The sequence below is a fragment of the Mycobacterium sp. genome (genome assembly GCF_049802695.1).
Lineage (GTDB): Bacteria > Actinomycetota > Actinomycetes > Mycobacteriales > Mycobacteriaceae > Mycobacterium.
Map to the genome: position 1 here is coordinate 1 of NZ_JBARMY010000146.1, position 25,001 is coordinate 25,001.

Genomic DNA, 25,001 nt, shown 5'->3' on the forward strand with positions numbered 1-25,001 from the left:
CCGCGGTGGCACGTCGCCGGAGTCGGTCAACCGGCCGGTACCCGCACCGGCGGCCGAGCGGTGTGCGCCGCTTTGGTCAGGCGTTCCGTTGCGGCCGCCTTGACCGTCGCCGGATCTCGAAGATCCCGGCTCGTTCGGTGAAGTCACCCCCGGCTCCTTAACTCTGCGCCCGGGTCCTCCCGGGCTGAATTCGAGCGCCCGACATCTCCTCGGGCCGTCGCAACCGGCATCGGCGACAGAGTCATCACGTTAGCTACTCCGCATCCTCGTCGGTCACCTCGGCTATTTCGGCTTCTTCCGCGTTGCGCGCGATGGCTAACAGTGTGTCGCCCTGACCCAAGTTCATCAACCGAACGCCCTTGGTCTGGCGTCCCGCCTTGCGGACTTGGCGGGCCGCCGTGCGGATCACCCCTCCGCCGGAGGTGATGGCGTAAACCTCGGCGTCGTCGTCGACGATCAGCGCCCCTACCAGCCTGCCACGCCGCGAGTCGTACTGGATGGTCAGGATGCCTTTACCACCGCGGCCCTGCGGCGTGTACTCCTCGAGGGCAGTCCGCTTGGCGTAGCCGCCGGACGTGGCGACCAGTAGATACATCCCCTCGCGCACCACATTCAGCGACAGCAACTGGTCGTCGGTGTTGAAGCGCATGCCCTGCACGCCGGAGGTGGCCCGGCCCATCGGTCGCAGCGCTTCGTCGGTCGCCGAGAACCGGATGGACTGACCTTTGGCCGATACCAGCAGCAGATCCTCGTCGGCCGAGCACAGCACCGCACCGACCAGTTCGTCGCCGTCGCGCAGGTTGATCGCCACAATCCCACCGGACCGGTTGGAGTCGAAGTCGGTGAGCTTGGTCTTCTTGACCAAACCCTTGCGGGTCGCCAGCACCAGATACGGCGCATCCTCATAGCCGCGGATCTGGATGACCTGCGCGATCCGCTCCTCGGGTTGGAAAGCCAGCAGGTTGGCGACGTGCTGTCCGCGCGCGATTCGGGACGCCTCGGGCAACTCGTAGGCCTTCGCCCGGTAGACCCGGCCCTGGGTGGTGAAGAACAGAATCCAGTCGTGCGTCGAGCACACGAAGAAGTGCGCGACGATGTCATCCTGTTTGAGCCCCGCACCCTGCACACCCTTGCCGCCGCGTTTCTGGCTCCGGTACAAATCGGTCTTGGTGCGCTTGGCGTATCCGGTCTCGGTGATGGTGACGACGACGTTCTCGCGGGCAATCAGATCCTCGTCGTTGACGTCGCCGTCGGCTGCCACGATTCGAGTTCGGCGGTCGTCCCCGTGCTTGTCGACGATCTCGGCAAGCTCGTCCCGGACGATCCCGCGCTGCCGCTCCGGTTTCGCCAGGATGTCTTCCAGGTCAGCGATTTCGGCTTCGATCTTCGCCAGGTCGTCGACGATGCGCTGTCGTTCCAATGCCGCCAGCCGGCGCAGCTGCATGTCGAGGATGGCCTGGGCCTGAATTTCGTCGACATCGAGCAGTTCGATCAGGCCGGTCCGCGCGATTTCGACGGTTTGCGACGCCCGGATCAGCGCGATCACCTCGTCCAGCGCGTCGAGGGCTTTGACCAGCCCGCGCAAGATATGGGCGCGTTCGTTGGCCTTGCGCAGCCGGTAGGTGGTGCGCCGGACGATCACATCGAGTTGGTGCTCGACGTAGTAGCGGATCATCTGGTCGAGGCGCAACGTGCGCGGCACCCCGTCGACGATCGACAACATGTTGGCGCCGAAGCTGGTCTGCAGCTGGGTGTGCTTGTAGAGGTTGTTCAGCACCACCTTGGCGACGGCGTCACGCTTGACCTCGACGACGATGCGCACGCCGACCCGGTCGCTGCCTTGGTCTTCGACGTTGGAAATGCCGGCCAGCTTGCCGTCGCGGACCTGGTCGGCGATCGAGGTGATGAAGTTGTCGTGGTTGACCTGATAAGGCAGCTCGGTGATGACAAGGGAGGTACGGCCTTTCGTGTCTTCCTCGACTTCGACGACCCCGCGCATCCGGATCGACCCGCGTCCGGTCTTATAGGCATCGGCGATTCCTTGAGATCCGACGATGAGTCCGGCGGTGGGGAAGTCGGGGCCTTTGACCCGTTCCATGACGGCCGCCAGCGTCGCTTCTTCGTCGGCGTCGTAATTGTCCAGCGCCCAGAACACCGCTTCAGCCAGTTCACGCAGATTATGCGGCGGGATGTTGGTCGCCATGCCGACCGCGATGCCACCGGATCCGTTGGCCAGCAGGTTGGGGAACCGGCTCGGCAGTACCGTCGGCTCCTGGACGCGGCCGTCATAGTTGGGAATGAAATCGACTGTCTCTTCGTCGATTTCGCGCAGCATCTCCATCGCCAACGGAGTGAGCCGCGCCTCGGTGTACCGCATGGCGGCCGGTGGATCATTGCCCGGTGAGCCGAAGTTGCCCTGCCCGTCGACCAGTGGGTAGCGCAGCGACCACGGCTGTGCCATCCGCACCAGGGTGTCGTAGATCGACGCGTCACCGTGCGGGTGATAGTTGCCCATCGTTTCAGCAACGGAGCGCGCCGATTTCGCGTGGCTGCGGTCCGGGCGGAATCCCGAGTCGAACATCGCGTACAGCACTCGGCGATGCACCGGTTTGAGCCCGTCACGAACCTCGGGCAGCGCGCGCCCGACGATGACGCTCATCGCGTAGTCGATGTAGCTGCGCTGCATCTCCTGTTGAATGTCGACCGGTTCGATCCGATCGACGGAGTCGCCGCCGGGCGGCAGCGTGGTGTCAGTCATCTATCCCTCTTCCACTGGGCGGCCGGCCGAACCCGACCCATCAGACATCAAGGAAGCGAACGTCTTTGGCGTTGCGGGTGATGAAGCTGCGGCGCGCATCAACGTCCTCGCCCATCAGGATGGAGAACAACTCGTCTGCGGCTGCAGCGTCGTCGAGGGTGATCTGACGCAACACCCGCACCGAGGGATCCATGGTGGTTTCCCACAGCTCCTTGGCATCCATCTCACCAAGCCCCTTGTAGCGCTGAATGCCGTCTTCTTTGTTGATCTTCCTGCCCGCCTTTTGGCCGGCTTCGAGCAGACCGTCTCGTTCCCGGTCGGAGTAGGCGAACTCCGGCTCGCTGCGTTGCCATTTCAGCTTGTACAGCGGGGGCTGCGCCAAGAACACGTGCCCGTTCTCGATCAGCGGCCGCATGAACCGGAACAAGAGGGTCAGCAGCAGCGTGGAGATGTGCTGGCCGTCGACGTCGGCGTCGGCCATCAAGACGATCTTGTGGTAGCGCAGCCTGGTGAGGTCGAACTCGTCGTGAATCCCGGTGCCGAGCGCAGTGATGATGGCTTGTACTTCGGTGTTCTTCAGGACCCGGTCGATGCGGGCCTTTTCGACGTTGATGATCTTGCCGCGCAACGGAAGGATCGCCTGGAACATCGAGTCGCGGCCGCTTTTCGCGGAGCCGCCAGCTGAATCACCTTCCACAACATACAATTCCGACTTGCGCGGGTCGGTAGAACGGCAATCGGCCAGCTTTCCCGGCAGACCGCCCAGATCCGTGGCGCTCTTGCGGCGCACCAGCTCCCGGGCCTTACGGGCGGCGATGCGTGCCTGTGCTGACGAAACCGCTTTGTTGACAACAACCTTGGCGTCGGCAGGGTTCGCTTCGAACCAGTGTGTCAGTTGCTCGTTGCACACCCGCTGGACGAAGGACTTGACCTCGGTGTTGCCCAGCTTGGTCTTTGTTTGCCCTTCGAACTGCGGTTCGCTCACTTTCACCGAGATAACCGCCGCCAGACCCTCCCGGATGTCGTCGCCGGTCAGGTTCGCGTCCTTTTCCTTCAGCAGCTTCTTGTCCTTGGCGTACTTGTTCACCACGGACGTCAGCGCGCTGCGGAAGCCCTCCTCGTGGGTTCCGCCCTCGTGCGTGTTGATGGTGTTGGCGAAGGTGTGCACCGATTCGGAATATCCGCCGTTCCACTGCATCGCAATCTCGACTTCGTGGCCGACGCCTTTGCCGTCGAAATCGATGATGCTCTGCTGAATAGGGCTCTTGGTGCGGTTGATGTGCTTGACGAAGTCCACCAAGCCGCCCGGGTAATGGAACGTGCGGTGCTTGACCTTCTGACGCGGCGCGACGGATTCGGCCGCCTTCTCTTCAGCGGACTTGGGCGCCTCGGCGGTGTCGCTGACGACTTCGTCGACGATCTCTTCGTCGCTGACCCGCTCGTCAGTGAGGTTGATCGTCAAACCCTTGTTCAGGAACGCCATCTCCTGCAGCCGGCGTGCCACGGTCTCGAAGTCGTACTCGGTGGTCTCGAAGATGTCGGAATCGGCCCAGAACCGGACCGTGGTTCCGGTGCTCTTGGTGGTCTCGCCCTGCTTCAGGTTTCCCGGCTCGGCGCGGTCGTAGGACTGCGACCAGCGGTACCCGTCGCGGGCAATGTCCACCTCGAGCCGGCGCGACAGCGCGTTGACCACCGACACCCCGACCCCGTGCAAACCGCCACTGACGTTGTAGCCGCTGTTTTCACCACCAAACTTGCCGCCGGCATGCAGCTGGGTCATCACCACGTCGACGGTCGGCACGCCGGTGGCGTGCATCGCCACCGGGATTCCGCGGCCGTTGTCGGCGACCTCGACGCTGCCGTCGTTGAGTAAGCGCACATCGACCTGGGTGGCATAGCCGGCCATCGCCTCGTCGACTGAGTTGTCGACCACCTCCCAGATGAGGTGGTGCAGGCCGCGCTCGCCGGTGGAGCCGATATACATGCCCGGGCGTTTGCGGACCGCCTCCAAGCCCTCGAGAATCGTGATGGATGAGGCGCCGTACTCCTCTTGTGCCTTCTTCTTGGCAGCCACGATCGGAAAGCTCTCCTTGGGGTTCGTGTGCGAGCGGTTCAGTCACCGCAGCAAGTACTACGGCCAGTCTACCGTCACATACCGTCCGCACCTATTCTCCAGCCGCGTTTCTGCACCGCTATCCGCCCCGTGAGTTGCGCATTTTGAAAGTGGGCGGGTCCTGACGCTGGTGAAATCAATTTGTCGCGTCCTGGCGGCTCTCAGCCGACGAACTCTGGTGCCCGACTGCATCAGCCATAGGTGTCGCGCGGGCCTCTGCCGGCGATGTGCCGCGGCCCTTTTCGCCACGACGGCGCCGACGGACCGATGATTCTCAGCGACTTCACCACGCCGTCGCCGACCGCTTCGGCGATCTTGGCGAGGAGTTGCGCTTGCATCATGCGCAGCTGGGTGGCCCACGCCGTCGATTCGGCCGTGACACTGAGTACCCCGTCGGCCAGTCCGAGCGGCGTCGCATGCTCGGCGATTTGGCTACCGACGACCGTCGGCCACTGGCCGAGGACCGTGCCTTCGGCGACCCTCGGCGACCACCCCCGCTTCTTGGCCAGATCGCGCGCCACCTTGCCGAGCGGTTGCGGGTCGCGATAGTCCGGGCCCGGGCCCGACCAGCTTCGCCGCCGCCCGGTGCCGGCCACCCGTCGCGGTCCTGCCGGCGTTGCCCGACCGCGTCCGATGTTTTGACCGCGGACGCGGGCCGCGTTGCGGGCTTCCTCCAAGGTGCGCCGAACCAGGTCCATCGCAGCCGGCTGGGCACGCTCAACCCGCTCGGAATTCAGCGGCTGGGGTTCGTCGTCGAAACTCGTCATGACTGCATCACCGACACCCGTCCGCTGTCGTCGTCGCGCGAATCGATTGTCAATTGTCTCGCATCCCAGCCGGCCGGAATGTCCTCGGGTACCGCTGCGGTCACCAGCACCTGCTCCGCCGACGCGGCGGCGGCGGCCAGCGCTCGGCGACGAGCCGCGTCGAGTTCGGCGAACACATCGTCGAGCAACAGCACCGGGTCGCTGCCCTCAGCGCGTAAGAGTTCGTAGGCCGCCAACCGCAAAGCCAACGCCATCGACCAGTATTCGCCGTGGCTGGCGAACCCTTTGGCGGGTTGATCGCCCAAGACCAAGTCCAGATCGTCGCGATGCGGGCCAACCAGACACACCCCGCGCTCGAGTTCGGCGTCCCGCCGCTGAGCCAACGCGGACAACAGTGCGGCTTCCAGCGAAGCCACGTCGGCACCATCCGTCGGTTCGAGCGCCATACTGGCGCGGTAGCCGACGGCAGCAGCGCGTGACCCCGGCGCCACCAGCTGATAGGCCTTGGCGACTTCGGGTGTCAATTGATTGACCAATTCGATGCGGGCGCTCATCAGCTCAGCCCCGTGTGCGGCCAGACGAGCGTCCCAGACGTCAAGCGTGTCCAACACACTGCGGTCACCTCGCTGCCTGGCCCCGAACGCCGTCTTCAATAAGGCCGTGCGCTGGCGCAAGACTTTGTCGTAGTCAGAACGCACCGCAGCGACCCGAGGCCGGCGCACTGTCGCCAAGTCGTCCAGATATCGGCGCCGATCCGCCGGATCACCGCGCACCAAGGCCAGATCTTCCGGAGCGAACAGCACCGCGCGCAGCACCCCGGCCACCCCACGGGTGCTGCGCACCGGCGAGCGGTTCAACCGCGCCTTATTGGCTCGCCCGGCTGCGATCTCCAAGTCGACCGCACACTCGCGTCCCTCATTGACGACGATCGTCGACACCAGCGCCCGCTCCGCACCGACCCGCACCAGCGGCGCGTCAGTCGCCACCCGATGCGAACCCAGTGTGGACGAATACCACAGTGCTTCAATGAGGTTGGTTTTGCCATACCCGTTCGGGCCGACGAAAACCGTGCGCCCCGGCTCCAGTTCGAGGTCAGCGTGCGCCCACGAACGAAAGTCGCGCAACCCTAGATGCCGGACGTACACAGCAGTACGTCAGCCGGGCAACCGCACCGGCATCAGCAGGTACACGTAGTCCGTTTGCGCCGCCGGAAACGGGCCGGTGTCTTGCGGCGAAGCCTCGTCACCGGGTGCGGGACGCAACACCGCCGGCCGGCTGGGCGTCGTGAAACCGAACGACACCCGCTCGGAGTGCAACGATCCGAGCCCGTCGGTCAGGTAAATCGGGTTGAAGGCGATGGTCAACGGTTCACCGGCGAAGTCGACGGGCAAATCCTCTTCGGCCCTACCCACGTCGTCTGCGCCGGCGGAAAGCCGCAGCAGTCCCTCGGCGAACTCCATCCGGACCTGCGCGCCGCGGTCGGCGACCAGAGCAACCCGCTTGATCGCCTCGGTCAACTCGGCCACACCGATCGTGGCGGCCGCCGTGTGCTCGGTAGGCAACAACTGGCGAAACTTGGGGAATTCGGCGTCGAGCAGTCGCGTCGTGCTGCGCTTTCCGTCACCGCTGATGCCGAGCAGACCGTCCTTCCCGACCACGGACCCGGCGCCCAGGGACAGATGTACCTCCGAGCCGTCGGTGCCGGCTTTCGCGGCCTCCGCCAACGTCTTGGCCGGCACCAGCACCGCGGCCTCGATGTCCGGCGAAGCCGCCGACCATGTCAACTCGCGAACGGCCAGCCGAAACCTGTCGGTGGCCGCCAAAACGACCGACGCACCGGAAATTTCAACCCGGATGCCGGTCAACATCGGCAATGTGTCGTCACGGCCGGCGGCGACCGCGACCTGGCCGATCGCCTCGGCGAACAGCTCGGCCGGCAGTGTGCCGGTTTCTTCGGGCAGCGTCGGCAACGTGGGATAGTCCTCGACGGCCATTGTCGGCAGCGAGAATCTGGCGCTTCCGCAGTTCAGCGCGACGCGAGTGCCCTTGACGTGAAAGTCGACCGGTTTATTCGGCAACGCGCGGGTGATGTCAGAAAGCAGCCGCCCAGATACCAAAACGCTTCCCGGCGTTGCGATTTCAGCTGCGACGCGAACTTCCGCGGACACTTCGTAGTCGAACCCGGAGATGACCAGCCCGTCCTCGGTGCCGGTCAGCAGCACACCGGCAAGCACGGGCACCGTCGGCCTGGTGGGCAGATTCTTGGCCACCCACGCCACCGCGTCGGCGAAGTCGTCGCGTGCCAGACGAAACTTCAAGTCGTTGAGGCCGACTTTCGTCGTCGCCACGTCCATTAGCGGTCCCTTCATCACTGTCAGCCAACGACCGTCGAAGTCAGCGGCTGCCGCCCCATCGAGCGGGCGACGAACGCCTGCGGCTGAGATCCGCCACAACGAGCGTAATGGCAGTCGACCAACACGGTAGAGCTTCGGGCGCCATCTTGGAGGCTAATCGACGCCGCCGACACTGTGTCATCTGCGCAGGTCGTCCGCGCCTCAGTTTGGAATCCCCAAGCCGTTCTTCAAAGAAGAACTGATGAAGATATTTTCATAACAGTATTAGGGGCTGTGCGTTCTGGGGACAGCTGCACATCGGTGCTGCTCGGCGCTCTGAGAGGTTGTGAATCACGCCGAGCCCAGCTGTGCGCACCGTGTGGTGCAGTGCGGAATGAAGCGCCGCTGTACACGCCGATTGCAGATCTCGGGAATGTTGTGAGTGCTCGGTCCACAGGCCTGTGCACACGGTTTCGGTGCGAGAAGGGATGTGTGTGCCAACGGTGCAGAGCCGCTTGGGTATTGCGTCAGCGCTTGGAACGCTGGCGGATACGAGTGGTGAGTTCCTTGACGTGATCGAACACTTCTTGGCGCTCGGCCATCTCGGAGAGAATTTTGCGCTGGGCATACATCACCGTGGTGTGGTCACGATCGAATGCCTGACCGATCTTCGGCAGCGAGAGGTCAGTGAGTTCTCGGCACAGATACATGGCAATCTGCCGCGACTGCGCCAGCGCACGGGTCTTGCCCGGGCCGCGTAGTTCTTCCACGGTGATGTCGAAGTACTCCGCGGTCGCGGCCATCACGGTGGCCGCGCTGATGTGCATCGTGCCGGCGTCGGCGATCAGGTCGCGAAGAACGATTTCGGCCAGCGCCTTGTCTATGGGGGTCTTGTTCAGGGAGGCGAATGCCGTGACCCGGATCAATGCGCCTTCCAGTTCCCGGATGTTGCGTTCGATGCTGCTGGCGATGAGCTCGAGCACGTCGTCGGGCACGGCCAGACGTTCCATCTGTGCTTTCTTGCGCAAGATGGCGATCCGGGTTTCCAGCTCGGGCGGCTGCACGTCGGTGATCAAGCCCCATTCGAATCGCGTCCGAAGCCGGTCTTCCAAGGTGGCCAGCTGCTTGGGTGGGCGGTCGGAGGAGATCACGATCTGCTTGTTCGCGTTGTGCAACGTGTTGAAGGTGTGGAAGAACTCCTCCTGGATGCCTTCCTTGCCTTCGATGAACTGGATGTCGTCGACCAGCAGCACGTCGACGTCGCGGTAGCTGCGTTTGAAGGCGACCCTGCGATCATCGCGGAGCGAGTTGATGAAGTCGTTGGTGAATTCCTCGGTCGAGACATACTTGACCCGCATGCCGGGGAACAGTCGCTGTGCGTAGTTGCCGGCGGCGTGCAACAGGTGAGTTTTACCGAGTCCAGACTCGCCCCAGATGAACAGCGGGTTGTAGGCGCGGGCCGGCGCTTCGGCGATCGCGAGGGCCGCGGCATGAGCGAACCGGTTGGAGGCGCCGATCACGAAGGTCTCGAACGTATAGCGCCGGTTGAGACTGGTGCCTCCGGCAGCGGCAGGGTCGTTGTTGCGGGGCCGTTCGGTGAAGTACTTGGGCCAGGTCTCGTGGGCGCTGGCCAGGGCCTCGCTGTCCTCGTCGACCTCGTCGGGTTCAGCGGTGGTTTCCGCAGGACCCGGCACCGCGCCGGCTTCACTGTCGTTGTGCGGTTGTGGCGCGATCCGGACACCCAGTTGAACTTCTTGTCCGAGCCGGCGGCTCAGCGCGTCGGTGATCTGGGCGCGCAGATGACGTTCGATCTCGTTTTGCACAAAGCTGCTCGGCACCGACAGCAGGGCGAATCCCTCGACGATGGTGAGTGGCTGAACAAGGTTCAGCCAAGCTCGTTGCTGAGGAGTCAGAGGGGTGAGCAGTATTTCGCCGTTGGTGATCGCGTGGTTCAGGACCGCGTCGCCGGTGAGCTCGGAGACGACGTCGCTCCAGACCGTCGCAAAAGTCGAACCGGGATCATCGGTCAACGACGGATCCCCCTGGTTCACGTTCGAGGTAAAGCCATCCCGGCGACGGCGGGCTGTCCACAAAACTATCCACAGGTGTGGACAGGGCGGTCATCAGCGCACCGAAGTTATCGGGGACGGCCCCCGGGAGTGGAGCTCGAGATAGTCGGCACGGGCTGTACGACCATCTACCCGATCCGCCACCCTCGCTTCGTTTTCGGGCACCGTTCCAGGCTGAAACGGCATTGCCCGAAGCTAACAGTTTTCTGTTCGAGTGCCAACCGTTTGGCAACATTCCTGGGAGTCCCTTGACAAGGAGCATGTCGATGCAGTGGCAGGTGTGGCATGAGTTACGCAGCGATATTCCGACGGCCGCAGCGCGACCGAGTTTGACCCGGTGATAGGACGCTCAGTACCCTCGTACAGTCGCCCGAACGTTGGCGATACGGCAGCGCCCGGGCAGGATCCGGAGAGACCGCGCCGGCTACCAGCGATACACCGAGTTCGCCTCGACTCACCAGGATCCGACACGGGCCGCCAGGTCCGACGGGTGAGTCAAGGCGAACTGCAGCGGCAGACGTATAGAGGAGATACCCGTGGCCAAGGGCAAGCGGACCTTTCAGCCGAACAACCGGCGTCGAGCCCGGGTGCACGGCTTCCGGCTGCGGATGCGTACCAGGGCCGGGCGTGCGATCGTGTCGGGCCGGCGTCGTAAGGGGCGGCGGTCGCTCACCGCGTGAGCTGACCACAGGTATCAAGCGGTGCTTTCCGCGCGGAATCGCATGACGCGGTCGACCGATTTTGATGCGACGGTCAAGCGCGGGGTACGCGCCGCGCAACCTGACATCGTCGTTCATGCTCGGTCGCGAAGTGCTGTGCCGAGCGGCCGGGCACAAATTCCACGAGTCGGATTCATCGTCGCCAAGTCGGTGGGCTCGGCGGTGCAGCGTCATCGGGTGACGCGCCGATTGCGGCACGTGGCGCGGGGTCTGCTCGAGGATATGGACGGAACCGATGACCTGGTGGTCCGCGCGCTGCCGACCAGTCGCGACGCCGCATCGTCGACGCTGGAAGCTCAGCTCCGGGTGGGCCTGCGCCGGGTGCACAAACTGATGGGCTCGGCTACCGGGGCAAGGCCGTGACAGCACGACCGGCGGAGGTCGTGGGCAGCACGGGTCTAGCCGTGGCGCGGGCGTTGATTTATTGCATCCAGTTGTACCGGCACGCGGTGTCGCCGTTGCGGTTGCCGACGTGCCGATTCCTGCCGACCTGCAGTCAGTACGCCGTGGATGCTTTGACCGAGTACGGCTTGATCAGGGGAAGCTGGCTCACTGCAATGCGGCTCGCCAAGTGCGGACCGTGGCATCAGGGAGGATGGGATCCAGTACCCGAACGCCGCGGCTGTGCAGACGACTGCGGCGCCGATGTGAGCGGCACCCCAGCGAAGCGACGGGAGCGTGCGTCTTTTGTTTGATTGGTTCAGCCTCGACGTCATCTATTATCCGGTGTCGGCGATTATGTGGCTCTGGTACAAAGCGTTCTCTTTGATGCTCGGTCCGACGAACTTCTTCGCGTGGATGCTGTCGGTGATGTTCCTGGTGTTCACGCTGCGGGCCCTGCTGTACAAGCCGTTCGTTCGGCAGATCAGAACGACCCGGCAGATGCAGGAGTTGCAGCCGCAGATCAAGGCCCTGCAGAAGAAGTACGGCAAGGATCGCCAGCGGATGGCGCTGGAGATGCAGAAACTGCAGCGCGAGCACGGCTTCAATCCGGTACTCGGCTGCCTGCCGATGTTGGCGCAGATCCCGGTCTTCCTCGGGCTGTATCACGTGCTGCGGTGCTTCAACCGGACCTCCACCGGTATCGGGCAGCTGGGGCTTTCACCCGAGCGGAACCGGGCGTTGGGCAACTACGTATTCAGCGCGAAGGACGTCGGGCACTTCTTGGACGCCAACCTGTTCGGCGCGCCGCTGGGTGCAACGATGTTGCAGAAGGGAACCACTCTCGCCGCCTTCGCCCACTTCAGCCGGCCGGCCGTGATCGCGGTGGGAGTGCCGGTGATGTGCATGGCCGGCATAGCGACCTACTTCAACAGCCGGGCGTCGGTGGCGCGGCAGAGCGCCGAGGCCGCGGCCAACCCGCAGACCGCGATGATGAACAAGCTGGCGCTCTACGCATTTCCCTTCGGCGTTGTGGCCGGTGGGCCGTTCCTGCCGTTGGCGATCATTTTCTACTGGTTTTCCAACAACATCTGGACATTCGGCCAGCAGCACTACGTCTTCAGGATGATCGAGAAAGAAGAAGAGGCTCAGAAGCAGGAGGCGATTCAGCGGCGGGCGGCGAACGCGCCCGCCCCGGGCGCCAAGCCCAAGCGGGCCGCCAAGGCCCCGCCGCCGAGCGGCAACGGCGCCGGGGCTCTCGCCGATACAGGCGACGGACCCGAGTGGACGGGCGCGAAGTCTGACAGTTCCGATAGCGGGGCAGCAGACGGAAACTCACCGCGAGCCGACGCAGGTGGGCCGAATAAGGGTGCGCGAAGCAGCACGCCCGGCAGCCGGGCACCGCGTCCCGGCGCGAAACCCAAAAAGCGCAAGCGCTGACCCACCCGCCGGCCCAAGCGGTGACGGTGGGCCGGCAGGACAAAGCAGCGGGCGGGCAAACGAACTCCAACGGCGCACCAGTGCCGACAACAGACGGGACGAGGAGGACAGGCATGACCGATGCCGAGACCACTGACCGCGACGTAGAGCTACAACAACCGGAGCAGGACGTCGCTGAGAACGCCGAGGGTGCGCCCGAGGGAGACGACTTGGAGGAGCGCCTGGTTGTCGAAGGCGAGATCGCCGGCGACTACCTAGAAGAGCTCCTCGACCTGCTCGACTTCGACGGCGACATTGACCTCGACGTCGAAGGCAACCGAGCGGTCGTGAGCATCGACGGTGGCGAGGACTTGAACAAGTTGGTGGGCCGCAAAGGCGAAGTCCTCGACGCGCTGCAGGAGTTGACCCGTTTGGCGGTCCATCAGAAAACCGGTGTGCGTAGCCGGCTGATGCTCGACGTCGCCAGTTGGCGGCGCCGGCGGCGCGAAGAGCTCGCGGCCCTCGGCGACAAAGTCGCGAGGCGGGTGTTGGCGACGGGGGAGCGCGAAGAGCTTGCCCCGATGACGCCGTTCGAGCGCAAGATCGTGCACGACGCCGTAGCGGAGGTGGGCGGCGTGCACAGCGAGAGTGAGGGTGTAGAGCCGTCGCGCCGGGTGGTCGTGCTGGTCGACTGAGCCCGAGTTACACCAATGTAGTTCTGCCGGTGCTCGCGCTTGAGGCCTGAGTTGGGAGGAATGTTTCACGTGAAACATCTGAACGCCGATCAGGTTGGCGGGCCGTGTCGGGCGGCGCCGGCTCCGGAGGCCGCCAGGACCGTTTTCGGAGCACGGTTAGATCAAGCCGAGCAGTATGCCCAGTTGCTGGCTGGCGCCGGAGTGGAGCGCGGCCTCATCGGCCCGCACGAGGTGGAGCGTCTTTGGGATCGCCACCTGCTTAACAGCGCCGCAATTTCGGAGTTGCTCGACGACGGAGATCGACTGATCGATCTCGGCAGCGGAGCCGGCCTTCCCGGAATCCCGTTGGCAATAGTCCGACCGGACCTACAAGTGGTTCTCGTGGAGCCATTGCTGCGGCGCAGCAATTTCCTTGCTGAAGCGGTGGGACTACTGCAGTTGCCGGTGGAAGTCGTGCGGGGGAGAGCAGAGGCGCCGTCTGTGCGCGCCCGGGTGGGCGGCGCGGATGCGGTGGTCTCCCGTGCGGTTGCGGGGCTGGACAAATTGACCAAATGGAGTCTGCCGCTGTGCCGTCCCGGTGGGCGAATGCTCGCGGTCAAAGGCGAACAGGCTCAGCAGGAAGTGGCCGAGCATCGGCGTGTGATGATCTCTATGGGTGCTGCGGATGTCAGGGTGGTGGCATGCGGCGGGAGCTACTTAAATCCGCCCGTGACAGTGGTGGTGGTACGGCGAGGAGCCCGGGGTTCGGGGCCGCGTTCCGCCGGGCCGGCCTCGAGCAGGGAGTCGCGATGAGTGGTTACGACGGACAGACACCGTCCGCACCACGGGCTGAAGAGGTGTGGTCGACGCCGGATGCAACCGCTCAACCGGCTGATGTTTCACGTGAAACAAGCAACGAATACGACACCCCCATCGGTGCCGCCGCCAGGCGCGCGATGCAAGTGCTCCATACCACTCACGCCCGGCTGGGCCGACCGCCGCAGCGCCGGCTCTTTACGATCGCAAATCAGAAGGGCGGTGTCGGCAAGACGACGACGGCCGTCAACCTCGCTGCCGCGCTGGCGGTCTTAGGGCTCAAAACGCTGGTCATCGATCTGGATCCGCAGGGGAATGCCAGCACCGCGCTCGGCATCACTGATCGTCATTCCGGTACGCCCTCTTCGTACGAAGTATTGCTCGGCGATGTCCCGCTGACCGAGGCGCTGCGACGCAGTCCGCACAGCGAGCGCCTCTTTTGCGTGCCGGCCACTATCGACCTTGCCGGAGCGGAGATCGAGTTGGTGAGCATGGTGGCGCGGGAAAATCGGCTCCGAACGGCGCTGGCGGTACTCGACGAGCTGGACTTCGACTACGTCTTCATCGACTGTCCACCATCGCTCGGACTGCTGACGATCAACGCTCTCGTCGCTGCACCAGAAGTGCTCATCCCCATCCAGTGCGAGTACTACGCGTTGGAGGGCGTGTCCCAGCTGATGAACAACATCGAGATGGTCAAGGCGCATCTGAACCCGCGCCTCGAGGTGACTACCGTCATCCTGACCATGTACGACGGGCGGACAAAGCTCGCCGACCAGGTTGCCGCGGAGGTGCGCCGCTACTTCGGAGGCAAGGTGCTGCGGACGGTCATCCCGCGCAGTGTGAAGGTTTCGGAGGCGCCCGGCTACAGCATGACGATCATCGATTACGACCCCGGTTCCCGTGGCGCCATGAGTTATCTCGACGCCGGCCGCGAACTCGCCGACCGCCAGCAGCCATCATCCGCGAAGGGACAGGCATGAACCAGTCATCACGCAGGAAGGGCGGGCTCGGCCGCGGCCTGGCGTCGCTGATTCCGACCGGCCCGCCCGACACCGAATCCGGGGCCTCGACATTCGGCCCGCGACTGGGTGAGGCTGCAGCGGATGTCGTGATCGGCGGCCCCCGACCGGCGGACGTTGGTTCGATGGGCGCGGTATACCGCGAAATCGATCCCGCGCTCATCGAGCGCAATCCACGGCAGCCGCGCCAGGTCTTCGATGACGAAGCGTTAACCGAATTGGTGCACTCGATAAGGGAATTCGGGCTCATGCAGCCGATCGTGGTGAGGCCGCTGGCCGGATCCCGAGGCGGTGCGCGCTATCAGCTCGTGATGGGGGAGCGGCGGTGGCGTGCTGCTCAGCAGGCAGGCATCATGGCCATCCCGGCCATCGTTCGGGAAACCGACGAAGACAATCTGCTTCGCGATGCCCTGCTGGAGAACATCCATCGCGTGCAGCTCAACCCACTGGAAGAGGCGGCGGCCTACCAGCAGCTGCTCGACGAGTTCGGAGTCACCCACGATGAACTGGCAACCCGTATCGGCCGGTCCCGACCGCTGATCACGAACATGATCAGGTTGTTGCGGCTGCCGATCCCGGTGCAGCGGCGGGTGGCCGCCGGTGTGCTATCGGCAGGACACGCCCGCGCCCTGTTGTCGTTGGAAGCCGGCCCGGAGGCTCAAGAAGCACTCGCCGCGCGGATCGTGGCCGAGGGCCTATCGGTGCGTGCGACCGAGGAAGCGGTCACGTTGGCCAACCGCGGAGACGCCGCTGCGCCCACGCCGCCGCGCCGCAAGCCGATCCAGATGCCGGGTCTGCAAGATGTCGCCGAACGGTTGTCCAGTGCATTCGACACCCGGGTCACCGTGAGCGTCGGCAAACGTAAAGGCAAGATCGTCGTCGAATTCGGGTCGGTTGATGACCTGCAGCGCATCGTCAGCCTGATGAACGCGGCTGAAGTCTGACGAAAGCCTGACCGGAGACATTCGGCCGTTACGTCACTGTGACGCTGCTGCGACCGGCACCGCCCCCCGAACGATATGATCAATCGGATCGTGTTGTGCTGCAGACTGATTGGAGCCAACCAATAATGCTGATGAAAGCTCGATAAAAGATCGCCAACCATACTGGCTCGTCGCGACGAAGTCTCCTATCCTTGAAGCGTTGCTGGCACCTGCATGTGTCAGCGTGGTGACGATGCGAAAGCCGGGCAATCGACAAAGCCTTGCAACGATGCGGACCAAAAGGGACCGCGTACGAGCAGGGTCACCGATTGCAGCACCGCACGGAGGCCCAGGAGTCAAGTGACTGCTCGAATCATGCCGCTGCGGCTCGAGGGCTTCGAGCAGCTTCCCAAGCACGCCCGTCGTTGCGTCTTCTGGGAAGTCGATCCCGCAACTCTGGGTAACGATGACCGCTTGGCTGACCCCGAGTTCGAGAAGGAAGCCTGGCTGTCGATGGTGATGCTGGAATGGGGTTCGTGCTGCCAGGTCGCCACCTCCAACCCCACAGCGCCCGCCGACTGCGTGCCCAGCGAACCGCCGTGCCTCGGCTACGTGTTGTACGCCCCGCCGGGAGTGGTGCCGCGTGCACATCGGTTTCCGACCGCGCCGGTGTCCGCCGATGCGGTGTTGCTGACATCGATGGGTATCGAGCCGAGTGCGATCAGCGACGATCTGCCCTACAGTCTCGTCACCCGCGTGGTCGACGAGCTGATGCGCCGCGGCGTCCGGGCGCTGGAAGCTTTCGGCCGCACGGACGCAATCGTCGAGTTGACCGAGCAGCCGACCGCTGACGCGGATATTCGACCGGTGCTCGATTCACTGGGTGACTGTTCGGTGGACCGGTGCGTCATCGCCGCGGACTTCCTGCAGGATGTTGGTTTCGCGGTCGTGGCGCCGCACCGGTACTTTCCGCGGTTACGGCTCGAGTTGGACAGAGGTCTGGGCTGGAAGGCGGAGGTGGAGGCGGCACTTGAGCGGCTGTTGGAAAGTGCGCAGCTGCAGACCGCCGGCCTGCAAGAAGTATCCGCCGGTTCGCTGGCTACGAACCGCTGAGCCGGCCGGCCTGTTCCACCGAAAGCTCGTGGGCGAGTAGTTCGGCGAACGTGAATGTGCCGGTGGGCCGGTCGTTCTTGCCCAGCAGATAAAGCCGTTTGACCGCCGCGAGAATCCCTTCGGCGATGGCATCTCGGGTCTGGGTGGTGACCAACATGGCCCGGTCGTTCGGATTTGTGATGTAGCCGATGTCGACCTGAACGGTCGGCATCCGAGTCAGCCGAAGCAGGTCCCAGGTCCGTCCGTGCGTGCGGCAATCTCGTAAACCCGTGCGCGCCACTACTTCTCGTTGAACGAAGTCAGCGAGCATACGTCCGATCGTGGAAACCGAACCATGCGAGTTGCCGAAGTGGAACGAGGCCACACCATTTGCCGACGGGCTGGCCTGTGTCGCACAGCGGAGGCTGATCATCAGGTCTGCCCCAACGGCATTGGCCGTCGCAGCACGTTCGTCGTCTGACGGGCTGCGGTTGGTGGGACGAGAGAGGAACGTCTCCATGCCTATGGCAGTCATTCGGCCCTCCAGCCGACTTGCCAAGTCCCACAGAATGTCTGATTCGCTGATAGGTCCGGCTGCACCCTGCGTGATCAGACCGTGGTCGGCTCCGCCGCGGCCCGGGTCGATGATGATCCGCTTGCCCGACAGCTTCGGACCGGAACGTCGGACCAGCTCCTCCTCGCGGATGGCGTGCAGAGAGCCTCCCGTCACGCGGGAACTGAGAAAGTACAAGGAGCGCAACGTTTCTGGGCCGCAGATGCCGTCAGCGTACAGGCCGTACTCGCGCTGGTAGGACATCAGCGCGTTGTGCGTCTGTAGACCGAAGTAGCCGTCCACCAAGCCGGTGTAGAAACCGAGGTCTTGCAGCCTGGCCTGCAGCGTAGCGACGTCATCGCCGTACATCGGTGCGCCGAACTGGTGATTCAGCGTGCGGGCGCCCAGCCGGTAGGACGCTTCCTTGACCGCCCGGTAAGTGGCTTCGCCGACGATGCCATCCACGAGTAGGCCGCGATTCTGCTGAAAAGCCCGTACTGCCTGGTCGAGTTCCTCGTCGAAGACGTCGAGCGCCATGCGTCGTCCGGTGGTGAGGTCGTCATCGAGGCCGTCGAGCAGTCCGAGCGCCGCCAGGGCGGCGCGAATCTCGATGACCGCCACGCCACGGTCCCCACAGCGCAGCGCGTCGCCGTTGGGGCGGCGCGGACTCGACATCCCGGGGCCTCCATGAGCTGTGAACAGAGCTGCCGATTCGGCTTTCCGGTATTGTCGCAGAAGCCCGGCGTTTTCTGGAAAACGCCAGGCGAGCGCGCCCAGATTACGGCTATACGTCGTCGGAAAGTTCCCGCAGCAGCGCGGCTTTACCCTTGGCTCCCACGATCCGTTTCACCGGCTGACCGTCCTTGAACAGGATCAGCGTGGGGATCGAGACGACCTGGAAGTTACGCGCTGTCTCCGGATTGGCGTCCACGTCGAGTTTGGCGACGGTGAGCTGGCCGGACTTCTCGGCCGCGATTTCCTCGAGCACCGGAGCCACCATCCGGCACGGCCCACACCAGGTCGCCCAGAAATCAACCAGCACAGGCTTGTGGCTGGAAAGAACATCGTCGGCGAAAGAGGCGTCCGAAACTTGGACCGGGCGGCTAACGTTGTGTGCGCTCGTCATCGCGGTGCTCCAATCAAATCAGTGCCGGTGGCATCGGTCAGTTCGGTCTCGTCGTCGGAATCGTCGCGCTCCGCCAGCCACCGTTCGGCGTCGATGGCTGCCGCGCAACCGGTGCCGGCCGCGGTGATCGCTTGCCGGTAACTGCGGTCGACCAGGTCGCCGGCGGCGAAGACGCCCTCCACCGACGTATGTGTCGAGGGCTGCTGCACCTGCACGTAGCCGTCGGCGTCAAGCTCCACAACATCACGCACCAGCTGCGAGCGCGGGTCGTGGCCGATCGCGACGAACACTCCGGTAACCGCGAGGGTGGATTCCTCACCAGTGAATGTGTCACGCACCCGTAGTCCGGATACGGTGCCGTCGCCTTGCACTGCGACCACGGCACGGTTGGTGAGGAACCGGATCTTGTCGTTGCTGCGGGCGCGGTTCAGCATGATCTTCGATGCCCGAAATTCGTCCCTGCGGTGCACGACCGTCACGCTGCGGGCGAAGCGCGTCAAGAAGGTGGCTTCTTCCATTGCCGAGTCGCCGCCGCCGATGACGGCGATGTCCTGGTCGCGGAAGAAGAAGCCGTCGCAGGTAGCGCATGCGCTGACGCCCCTGCCCAACAATTCCTGCTCACCGGGGACCTGCAGATAGCGGGCCGCCGCGCCCATCGCAAGGATGACGGCGCGCGCTTGGTAAGTCTCTCCTTCGGTGGTGACGACGGTTTTGACCGGGCCGTCGAGTGACACCGATTCGACGTCTTCCATCTTGAGGTCGGCACCGAAGCGCAGCGCCTGCTCGCGCATCTGGTCCATCAGTTCGGGACCGGTGATGCCGTCGCGGAAGCCGGGGAAGTTCTCCACTTCGGTGGTCGTCATCAACGCGCCGCCGAATGAGGTGCCCTCGAAGACGACCGGCGCCAGTTGCGCACGGGCGGCGTAGAGGGCCGCCGTGTAGCCGGCAGGGCCGGAACCGATGACGATCACGTCGTGCACGGGGTTAGAAGAGGCCATTCGAACCTTTCGAGATACAGCTTGCGGGCGGATTACAAAAGCCCTTCATCTGGCAACGAACGCCAGCCTAGGCGCTGCTGTTCCCGCGGCCGCTACGGACGGCGGACGACGGTGTCGGTCAGCAGCCCAGTGTCAGCCGAACTGCAGTTCGGTGACACGGCCAGTACGGCCAGCGCATCAGGTGTGTCGCCAGGCAGCACCAGCAGCACCGCCGGCAGGCCGTTGATCTCGATCGGTTGGGCGCCGAGCACCTGGGCCGAAGCCGGATAACCCAGGCCGGTCAAACACGCCGACCGCCGCGCGACATCACCCAACGCACCGTAGTCGGGGGTGCGGTCGAGCAGTGTGAGGATCTGCGCCGCCGACAGCGGGATCTCCGTCGGATGAGACGACACGGTGATGTGCTGGGCCGTCAAGGGAGCGCTGGGGGCCGGTGCGCGCGACCGCATGAGTGCCACGGTGCCCAACGCGATCGCGGCGACGGTGGCCGCCACACCGGCAATGGCTGCCACCACCCGTACCGGCGGCAGACCGGGCCGGACCGAGTGCGCCGCACCAGCACGGGGCCCGCCGGTTGAGGACGTTGCTGACCGCAACGCCGCCCGTACCCTGTCGACAGCAGCCGGGGGTACCTCGGGTGCGGAGGCGGTGTCGGTGCGCAACGCAGCGACGTCACTACGTACGTGGTTCAGCGCGGCCAGGTTCCGCCGGGCGGCGGGGTCGGCCCGGATCCGCTGACGCAGCTCAGCGGCTTCGTCGTCGTCGAACAGACCTGCCTGCAGATCGGCCAGCAGGTCTGGCGTCAGCGGTGGACCCGCGTTCGCACCATCGCCACCCGAGTGATCCGGCGGATCGTCTTCAGCGCCACCCATTGGCCCCAGTGTCCGTTATGCGCAGACCGACCGCCACAGACACCCCGGCGCGTGACGGTGCCGCGGCCCGGCAGCTAACGGGTCGGGCGCTCGACCGGCCGTGGCGGGGCGTCGGCGTCGAGATAGCCCAGTGCTGCGGCCAGCCGCGTCCGCGCCCGTGCGCAGCGGCTTTTGACTGTGCCTTCGGCCACGCCGAGCAGGCGGGCAGTCTCAGCGATCGAATAGCCCTGCATGTCGACGGCGACGACTGCGGCGCGTTGCTCGACCGGCAGCCGCATCAACGCTCGTTGCACCACGATGGCCGTCTCGACTTGACCGGTCCGATCGGCGACCGCGTGCACGTCTTCCAGCGGGACCGTCGGGTGCGACTTGTTGCGGCGCAGTCGGTCCAGGCAGGAGTTGACCACGATGCGGTGCAGCCAACTGCTGACCGCCGCGTCGTGCCGGAACGAGCCGGCACCCTTGTGCGCCGAGAGCATCGCGTCCTGCAGCGCGTCCTCCGCATCCTCTGGATTGCGGCTGCTCAACCGGGCCAGCCGGTGCAGTTGCCGCTGGTGCCGGTGGAACAACTCTTCAAAGGCGTAGCGGTCGCCTGCGACATGGGCGGCCAACAGTTCGGCGTCGCTGCGTTCCCGCGGAATTACTGACCAGAACCCCACGGCCGGACAGTAACGAATCGGTGTGGGGCCGGCACTTCACCCAAATGCAGCCCGGGTACTTACCGCAGCGGTGTTAGGACGCCGGTTCGACGGTGACCTCGGAAAAGTCGGCGCGGCTCTCTCCGTTGGTCGTTCCCAACGTGGATATCCACACCAATAGGTAGGAGGTCGGGGGCGTCGCTTTCACCGGGATGCTGTTGTGGCCGGGATGCACGGACGTCGGCGCCGTCAGCGCAGTGGTGTCGTCCAGTTTGGCCGGAGCGGACGTGGACGCCGAGCGAATCTGCACCTTCGTGCCGGTGGCGGAGGTGTCGAGGTTGACAGTGCCGACGGCGGTCGGTGTCGGCAGCTTCAGGATCAGTCCGACACCGTTCTTGAAACTAGGGAAGGGCACGGCGTCGTGGTAGGTGTCTGTCGACCAGGCGGTGGCCGGATTGCCGTCGATCGCCGAACCCGCCTGGTCGGGCTCGTCGGCGTCACCTCCCGGTGAGAAGACCGTGGCCTTCACCGGTCTGATCAAGTTTCCGGGTGCCGAACCGCCCGACGAGGCCGACGCCGTCGACGACGGCCCGTTCAGACCCAGCCGATCTTTGTCCAGCCCGCCGCCGAGGTTGCCGAAAATCTTGCCGAGCACCGTCGCTATGACGAGCAGGGCAACCACGATGATGGCGCCGGCGGCGCCCAGGCCGATCATCAGATTGCGGCGACGCCGGGCGCGAGTCTCCTCGTCCACCGGCGCCGAGGCGAACCTGCCCCGCCGCGCCGGCGGGTCGGCGACCGGGCTGATCAACTCGGTGCGGTCAGCCACCTCGGTCGCCTGCTGCAGCAGGTTCGAAAACGTCGACGCGCTCCGGATTCCGCCGGCCTCTTGGATTGCGTGGACGGCAGCCGCGGAAATCTGGAATGGGATGTCCGGGTTGACGACGGTCGGTTCCACGGGCTGACCGCCCGCGTCCCGACGGGCCGGCGCCAGCCCGCTGCGCGCCCCCGATTCGGTCAGCGGCCAGCGGTTTACGAGCAGGGCGTACAAGGCGGCGCCGATGCCGCGGATGTCGTCTTCCGGGGTGGTCTCAGGAAGGGTGGCCGGGAACGCCAACACAACTGCGCCTTCGATGCTGACCCGCACCCTGCTGGGGTGGTCGATCGACAGCGCGACACCGGCGTGGTGCGCGGCTTCGGCCGCCGCAGCCAGCGACTGCATCGCCCGGGCGGCGCCGACCGGTGACGGCTGGGTTTCCGCCACCTCTTGCAACGAACCACCGCGTATCCACTCCGCGACGACGAGGCCGCCGCTCCCGATATCGATGACGTCGAGCACCCGGGCGATTCCCGGCTTGTCGACCCGGCTGAGCCGCGACGTGCGCGCCAGGATTTGGCGTACCTGGTCGTCGGGCAGCGAACGACCCGGGTCGACGAAGGTGAGCGCCACCTGTCGGTTCAGCGCGGTATCGAGGGCTTGCCAGAACTGCAGGGGCGGTGCGCCGCCGTGGGAGACCAGTAGGCGGTAGCGGCCGTTCGCGATCCGGGCGCCGGGAACCAGCTGGATGTCTTCGCCGATGTCAGACGACGACTCACCGGCCGGTTCCGCCGGGGCGTCGAAGGTCACCGCATCCAGCGGGTCACCCGGCAAATCACCGGCGGCCGTGGCTGAACGACCGCCCGGCAAGCCGCCGTTCGAACTCTGCGACGAGGCCGGTGGGGCCGGCCCCGCCCCGGCGCTCAGCGAGTAATCGCCAGGGATGTCCGGTTGGAAGTCATCGGCGACCGGGGATGACGCCGACCGGGCCGGACTCGGCCCGCCGGCTCCCGCTGGGCGAGTCAGCTCGGCCTCTGAGGCGGATGCGGTCGCGGCGTTGTCCGAGGGGCGGTCGGTCACCTCCGGTCCTTTCCTGGTGCCGGCTCCGGCCAAGGGACCTGGAGGCTCACGACGGATCGGCTGCTGAATCCGATTTCCCCCCGGCGCAAACGAACTCTTCTGCTCAGAGTACGTGACCACATCCCCGTGAGATGAGCGATCCCGCACCACAGCGCGAGGCGGAGTCACCGCTTTGCGGTCACCCAACTTTCGCCGGATGAGGGCGAGCGCGGACTGCGCTTCGGTCACTCCACCACGCACCATGACGGCGGCCGTGACCGGAAGCACGATCGCCGCCAGCGCAGCCAGCCGCAGCAGCGACCCCGCACCACCCCAGTGGCTGGTCAGAACGCTGAGCTTCAGCAGCCGGTCCGCCGCATGAGCGATGAGCCCGGCCACCAGCGATGCTGCAATGGTCACCAGGATGGTGTGCACCTCGCGGACGCCGACAAGGTGCCCCCCGGGCGGCCGCAGGGCGTGCCGGAGCAGGTAGTAGCCGACGATCGCCCCCGCCAGGAATCCGAGGCCGTTGGCCAAGCCCAGGTAACCGGCAACCAGCTCACGGTCGCCCGTCAGGTGGGGGGCGATCACTGAGGCGGCGACTTTGACCGTGGTGATCACGACGATGACCGCGATCGGTGTCCAGGGCTGCTCACGCGCGTAGAAGACGCGCAGCTGCAACAGCACCAGTGCGTAGGGGATCAAGGTGAAGGCGGACAGGGCGATCGCCGCACCCAGATACCCGGCGTCGACCTCACCGAAATGGCCGTACGCGAACAGCGCGCTACCCATCGCCGGGCCGCCGACCGTCATGAAGGCCACCGTCGGGATCAGGATCACCAACGTCAACCGTGTAGCCAACGACAGGTCGGCGAGCACGGCGCCAGTGTCATCAGCAGCGGCGTTGCGGCTCAGCCGCGGCATGACCACCGTCAGTACCGTCACGCCGACCATGCCGAACGGCAGCATCAGAACCAGCCAGGTGTAGTTGTAGATCGCCGGACCGGACGCCGCGGCGGAGCTGGCGATCTGGTTGCCGATCACCAGGCCCAACTGACTGATCAGCACATACAGCACCATGGCGGCGGCCATTGCGCCGAACCGTTTGAGCCGCGCGTCGATCCCCCACATCGGACGCAGGCTGATGCGTTGACGCCGGATCGCCGCGAGCAAGACTGCAGTCTGGGCGAACACCCCCAACGTGGTGCCGATTCCCAAAACCAGCAGCTTGGTATTGCCCATCCGGACCGGATCGACCGAAAGCTCGCCGGGCACCGCCAGATATACGCCGAGGGTGACGATTGCGACGACGTTATTGACGACCGGCGCCCACGCAGGCGGCCCGAACACATTGCGGGTGTTCAGGATGGCCATGAACACCGACGACAATCCGTAGAAGATCACCTGTGGCAGCAGCAGATAGGCGAACGCGGTGGTCAGCGGTTCGTTGACGCGGGGATCATGGCCCAGCATCAGGCGCACCAACATTGGGGCAGCCAGCACCGATAGCGCCGTCGTAATCAGCAGCAAGGTGGTGGCCAGCGTGACCAGCCGGCGCACGAAGGACGCGCCGCGGTCCGAGTCGTCCTGTTCGGCGCGCGCGAGCACCGGCACGACGATGGCGGTGAAGGGGGCCTCCAGCACGAGCGCGGCGACCAGGTTCGGCAACTGGTTGGCCACCGAGAATGAACTGGAGAGGGCGGCGCCCAGGATGGCCGCCAGCAGCACGATGCGGGCGAACCCGGTGATCCTGCTGATCAACGTTGCGAACGCCATCCCCCAGGACCGGGACACCAACGCGGCATCGGAGAGCTCAGGGCGCGCCGGCGGCGGCGTCCGCGGAGGAGTGGGC

At 65.2% G+C, this 25,001-nt stretch carries 21 protein-coding genes; 9 read left to right on the forward strand and 12 right to left on the reverse strand.

All coding sequences use genetic code 11. The features are described from left to right. Positions 1–253: 253 nt before the first annotated feature. The 6 genes from gyrA to dnaA form a co-directional block, all read right to left on the reverse strand. Positions 254–2,758 (reverse strand): DNA gyrase subunit A, encoded by a 2,505-nt coding sequence (gyrA, locus tag WA317_RS05960; protein WP_425172157.1) that lies wholly within the window; start codon positions 2,756–2,758, stop codon positions 254–256. A 40-nt stretch (positions 2,759–2,798) separates the two neighbouring features. Continuing rightward, positions 2,799–4,835: a DNA topoisomerase (ATP-hydrolyzing) subunit B gene (gene gyrB, locus WA317_RS05965; protein WP_425172174.1), complete on the reverse strand. Its 2,037-nt coding sequence runs from the start codon at positions 4,833–4,835 to the stop codon at positions 2,799–2,801. Positions 4,836–5,062: 227 nt separating this feature from the next. Continuing rightward, positions 5,063–5,638, reverse strand: a complete 576-nt coding sequence (locus WA317_RS05970; RefSeq protein WP_425172158.1) for a DUF721 family protein — start codon at positions 5,636–5,638, stop codon at positions 5,063–5,065. Next, a complete protein-coding gene (recF, locus tag WA317_RS05975) occupies positions 5,635–6,783 on the reverse strand; it encodes a DNA replication/repair protein RecF (RefSeq protein ID WP_425172159.1) in 1,149 nt (382 codons plus the stop codon). Before recF ends, WA317_RS05970 begins: the two co-directional genes overlap by 4 nt. Positions 6,784–6,792: 9 nt before the next feature. Continuing rightward, positions 6,793–7,992 (reverse strand): DNA polymerase III subunit beta, encoded by a 1,200-nt coding sequence (dnaN, locus tag WA317_RS05980; RefSeq protein WP_425172175.1) that lies wholly within the window; start codon positions 7,990–7,992, stop codon positions 6,793–6,795. 506 nt (positions 7,993–8,498) lie between these two features. After that, positions 8,499–10,001: a chromosomal replication initiator protein DnaA gene (dnaA, locus tag WA317_RS05985; RefSeq protein WP_425172176.1), complete on the reverse strand. Its 1,503-nt coding sequence runs from the start codon at positions 9,999–10,001 to the stop codon at positions 8,499–8,501. 575 nt (positions 10,002–10,576) lie between these two features. On the opposite strand from dnaA, the gene rpmH reads away from it, so the two are divergent. The 9 genes from rpmH to WA317_RS06030 all read left to right on the forward strand — a co-directional run bounded on the left by rpmH (position 10,577) and on the right by WA317_RS06030 (position 17,107). Next, entirely contained in the window at positions 10,577–10,720 is a 144-nt protein-coding gene (gene rpmH / locus WA317_RS05990) for a 50S ribosomal protein L34 (RefSeq protein ID WP_019735309.1), read from the forward strand. 21 nt (positions 10,721–10,741) lie between these two features. Beyond that, positions 10,742–11,122 carry a ribonuclease P protein component gene (rnpA, locus tag WA317_RS05995; protein WP_425172160.1) on the forward strand — a complete coding sequence of 127 codons (381 nt, stop codon included), beginning with the start codon at positions 10,742–10,744 and terminating at the stop codon, positions 11,120–11,122. Continuing rightward, positions 11,119–11,454, forward strand: coding sequence for a membrane protein insertion efficiency factor YidD (yidD, locus tag WA317_RS06000; RefSeq protein ID WP_425172161.1), 336 nt, complete (start codon positions 11,119–11,121; stop codon positions 11,452–11,454). The genes rnpA and yidD overlap by 4 nt, the downstream gene beginning before the upstream one ends. After that, complete coding sequence (gene yidC, locus WA317_RS06005; protein WP_425172162.1) at positions 11,438–12,580, forward strand: membrane protein insertase YidC; 1,143 nt, start codon at positions 11,438–11,440, stop codon at positions 12,578–12,580. The genes yidD and yidC overlap by 17 nt, the downstream gene beginning before the upstream one ends. 113 nt (positions 12,581–12,693) lie before the next feature. Next, positions 12,694–13,254 carry a protein jag gene (locus WA317_RS06010; RefSeq protein ID WP_425172163.1) on the forward strand — a complete coding sequence of 187 codons (561 nt, stop codon included), beginning with the start codon at positions 12,694–12,696 and terminating at the stop codon, positions 13,252–13,254. A gap of 60 nt (positions 13,255–13,314) precedes the next feature. Beyond that, complete coding sequence (gene rsmG / locus WA317_RS06015) at positions 13,315–14,046, forward strand: 16S rRNA (guanine(527)-N(7))-methyltransferase RsmG (RefSeq protein WP_425172164.1); 732 nt, start codon at positions 13,315–13,317, stop codon at positions 14,044–14,046. Continuing rightward, positions 14,043–15,032, forward strand: coding sequence for a ParA family protein (locus WA317_RS06020; RefSeq protein WP_425172165.1), 990 nt, complete (start codon positions 14,043–14,045; stop codon positions 15,030–15,032). Before rsmG ends, WA317_RS06020 begins: the two co-directional genes overlap by 4 nt. Next, positions 15,029–16,015 (forward strand): ParB/RepB/Spo0J family partition protein, encoded by a 987-nt coding sequence (locus WA317_RS06025; protein ID WP_425172166.1) that lies wholly within the window; start codon positions 15,029–15,031, stop codon positions 16,013–16,015. Before WA317_RS06020 ends, WA317_RS06025 begins: the two co-directional genes overlap by 4 nt. Before the next feature lie 339 nt (positions 16,016–16,354). Continuing rightward, positions 16,355–17,107 (forward strand): acetyltransferase, encoded by a 753-nt coding sequence (locus WA317_RS06030; RefSeq protein WP_425172167.1) that lies wholly within the window; start codon positions 16,355–16,357, stop codon positions 17,105–17,107. Here WA317_RS06030 and WA317_RS06035 read toward each other — a convergent pair. The 6 genes from WA317_RS06035 to murJ all read right to left on the reverse strand — a co-directional run. Continuing rightward, complete coding sequence (locus WA317_RS06035) at positions 17,094–18,314, reverse strand: N-acetylmuramoyl-L-alanine amidase (protein ID WP_425172168.1); 1,221 nt, start codon at positions 18,312–18,314, stop codon at positions 17,094–17,096. The genes WA317_RS06030 and WA317_RS06035 overlap by 14 nt on opposite strands. A gap of 109 nt (positions 18,315–18,423) precedes the next feature. Next, on the reverse strand, positions 18,424–18,765 hold the full coding sequence (gene trxA / locus WA317_RS06040) for a thioredoxin (RefSeq protein WP_425172169.1): 342 nt from the start codon (positions 18,763–18,765) through the stop codon (positions 18,424–18,426). After that, positions 18,762–19,763 (reverse strand): thioredoxin-disulfide reductase, encoded by a 1,002-nt coding sequence (gene trxB, locus WA317_RS06045; RefSeq protein WP_425172170.1) that lies wholly within the window; start codon positions 19,761–19,763, stop codon positions 18,762–18,764. Before trxB ends, trxA begins: the two co-directional genes overlap by 4 nt. 92 nt (positions 19,764–19,855) lie before the next feature. Continuing rightward, complete coding sequence (locus WA317_RS06050; RefSeq protein WP_425172171.1) at positions 19,856–20,635, reverse strand: hypothetical protein; 780 nt, start codon at positions 20,633–20,635, stop codon at positions 19,856–19,858. A gap of 74 nt (positions 20,636–20,709) precedes the next feature. Further along, complete coding sequence (gene sigM / locus WA317_RS06055; RefSeq protein ID WP_425172172.1) at positions 20,710–21,294, reverse strand: RNA polymerase sigma factor SigM; 585 nt, start codon at positions 21,292–21,294, stop codon at positions 20,710–20,712. Between the two features lie 73 nt (positions 21,295–21,367). Then, a partial coding sequence (gene murJ, locus WA317_RS06060; RefSeq protein ID WP_425172173.1) for a murein biosynthesis integral membrane protein MurJ occupies positions 21,368–25,001 on the reverse strand: 3,634 nt, incomplete at its 5' end.

Bases quoted from the DNA above. Each gene is read 5' to 3' on its own strand.
- WA317_RS06035 (WP_425172168.1), bottom strand. From the start codon at position 18,314: ATGTCGAGTCCGCGCCGCCCCAACGGCGACGCGCTGCGCTGTGGGGAC.
- rsmG (WP_425172164.1), top strand. From the start codon at position 13,315: ATGTTTCACGTGAAACATCTGAACGCCGATCAGGTTGGCGGGCCGTGT.
- WA317_RS06050 (WP_425172171.1), bottom strand. From the start codon at position 20,635: ATGGGTGGCGCTGAAGACGATCCGCCGGATCACTCGGGTGGCGATGGT.
- trxB (WP_425172170.1), bottom strand. From the start codon at position 19,763: ATGGCCTCTTCTAACCCCGTGCACGACGTGATCGTCATCGGTTCCGGC.
- gyrA (WP_425172157.1), bottom strand. From the start codon at position 2,758: ATGACTGACACCACGCTGCCGCCCGGCGGCGACTCCGTCGATCGGATC.
- WA317_RS05970 (WP_425172158.1), bottom strand. From the start codon at position 5,638: ATGACGAGTTTCGACGACGAACCCCAGCCGCTGAATTCCGAGCGGGTT.
- WA317_RS06025 (WP_425172166.1), top strand. From the start codon at position 15,029: ATGAACCAGTCATCACGCAGGAAGGGCGGGCTCGGCCGCGGCCTGGCG.
- WA317_RS06020 (WP_425172165.1), top strand. From the start codon at position 14,043: ATGAGTGGTTACGACGGACAGACACCGTCCGCACCACGGGCTGAAGAG.
- trxA (WP_425172169.1), bottom strand. From the start codon at position 18,765: ATGACGAGCGCACACAACGTTAGCCGCCCGGTCCAAGTTTCGGACGCC.
- dnaN (WP_425172175.1), bottom strand. From the start codon at position 7,992: ATGGACGTGGCGACGACGAAAGTCGGCCTCAACGACTTGAAGTTTCGT.
- WA317_RS06010 (WP_425172163.1), top strand. From the start codon at position 12,694: ATGACCGATGCCGAGACCACTGACCGCGACGTAGAGCTACAACAACCG.